Source organism: Cyclobacterium qasimii M12-11B, from assembly GCF_000427295.1.
GTDB classification, from domain to species: Bacteria; Bacteroidota; Bacteroidia; order Cytophagales; family Cyclobacteriaceae; genus Cyclobacterium; species Cyclobacterium qasimii.
In genome coordinates, this window is sequence record NZ_ATNM01000070.1 from 1 (window position 1) to 1,894 (window position 1,894).

General features: G+C 45.1%; 3 protein-coding genes. 2 read left to right on the forward strand and 1 reads right to left on the reverse strand.

Going from position 1 to position 1,894, the window contains the following annotated elements; translation table 11 throughout:
* Window positions 1-175: 175 nt before the first annotated feature.
* Complete coding sequence (locus ADICYQ_RS28350) at window positions 176-352, reverse strand: hypothetical protein (protein WP_235114444.1); 177 nt, start codon at window positions 350-352, stop codon at window positions 176-178.
* Between the two features lie 69 nt (window positions 353-421).
* Here ADICYQ_RS28350 and ADICYQ_RS07105 point away from each other — a divergent pair, with 69 nt between their 5' ends.
* Together ADICYQ_RS07105 and ADICYQ_RS07110 are read left to right on the forward strand one after the other, a co-directional pair.
* Complete coding sequence (locus tag ADICYQ_RS07105; RefSeq protein WP_235114442.1) at window positions 422-994, forward strand: tyrosine-type recombinase/integrase; 573 nt, start codon at window positions 422-424, stop codon at window positions 992-994.
* Window positions 984-1,894: IS91 family transposase (locus ADICYQ_RS07110; RefSeq protein WP_040414983.1), on the forward strand; the 911-nt coding region annotated here is incomplete at its 3' end. The genes ADICYQ_RS07105 and ADICYQ_RS07110, both read left to right, overlap by 11 nt.

The window sequence follows — 1,894 nt, forward strand, 5'->3', positions numbered from 1 at the left end:
AGTGTTGAACGAATCCTGCTAAGGCAGGAAGCCGGCAGTTTTTGCCGTTTCTTCCTACATTAGACTTATCATTAATATTCAACATTTTAAGCTATGAAAAAAAAAGCAATCTATCATTGAAAAAGCCTGTGAAAATGTACCAGGCTTTGATTTACAACTCAAAAGACTCCGTAGATCAATAACCATTTCGGGGAAAAGTCAGAGCACTCTCAATAATTACGCCCGATGTTTGTCCCATATGGGACTGCATCTCAACTCTGATCTGCTTGAACTTGATGACGAAGTCATACAGGATTACCTCCATTTCCTTAAGCGTAAGCACCACACTCCATCCGATAGTTTCTTCAAACACACCGTTTACGGACTGCGCTATCTGTTTCGAATCTTTGACCGGAAGGAAAGCAGCGTCATTCTCCCCTCCATCGAACGGCCAAAAAAACTTCCTGTCGTCCTTAGTCAGCAGGAAGTTAAGGAGCTTTTAAAAGCCCCAAAACTACTCAAACATCGCCTTATCCTCGCTTTACTTTATGGCTGTGGACTACGCAACTTTGAATGTTGCAAGCTCAAGATAACGGATATCGATCTTGACCGGAAAATGCTACATGTCCGGGAAGGAAAAGGCCGAAAAGACCGGTATGTCCCTCTCTGTGGCCTTCTTTCAAGAGGAATTAAAACTTATTTGGAAGTAGAAAAACCTGTCGAATATCTCTTTAACGGTAACAACAGTGCTGGTGAACCTGTCCCCATTAGTGCCAGAGGTGTGCAGTGGGCCGCCCGTGAAGCTAGACGAGCGAGTGGTATACACAAGCAAGTTACCGCTCATTCTCTTCGTCATAGCTATGCCACCCACCTACTCGAGATGGGCACTGACATCTTTACGCTCAAAGAACTCCTCGGCCATGTCGATATCAATACCACTTTAGTCTATCTCCATGTGGCAAGGGTCGGCAGGCAGACTCCTTTTAGTCCTCTGGAGAAACTTTATGAGGAATAAGCATTCTGCCTGTCAGCTTGCTGATATTATCAGAGCCTTACACAACAATATTCCTGTAATAGCTTCCAATACTTGGAAAGCACGTACCCTTTACGCCCTGATGCGCTGCAGAACCGCTGAGATGGGAGGACATATTGATCGTTGTGACAATACTGATTGTAATAAGCTACACCTGAGTTATAATAGTTGCAGAAATAGGCACTGTCCACGCTGCCAGGGAAACCTACGTGAACGATGGATACAGAACAGGGAAAAGGACCTGTTGAATGCCTCCTATTTTCATGTAGTATTCACCCTGCCTGATAGGCTCAATGAATTAGCATTGAGCAAGCCTGCTGAGCTTTACCACCTGCTCTTTCAAACGGCATGGTCAGTCGTCAGGGACTTTGCTGCCAACCCCAAGTTGCTAGGTGCAAAGACTGGAATGGTAAGTGTTTTACATACCTGGGGGCAGAACCTAAGCTTACATCCTCACCTGCATTGCATTGTTCCAGCTGGTGGACTGACACCTTCCGGTAAATGGAAGGCTTCCCTATCCAAGGGACGTTTCCTTTTTCCGGTAAAGAAAATGTCTACCGTCTTCAGAGCAAGAATGGTGCAGGCACTAAGGGAAAAGAAGTTGTTGGCCCCGAACACTGCAAGGCAATTGTTCTCCAAGAAATGGGTCATCTACTGCAAAAAACCATTCTTCGGCCCCAAACAAGTTATTGAATACCTAGGCAGGTACTCTCACAAGATTGCCATCAGTAACCAACGGATCAAATCACTTCAAAACGGTAAGGTTCAGTTTACGGTAAAGAATTACCGGAAACAGGGCAAAAAAGAAACTTGCGCGCTAAAGGCTCCTGAATTCCTAAGAAGGTTCACGCTACATATCTTACCAAAGGGCTTTACCCGCAT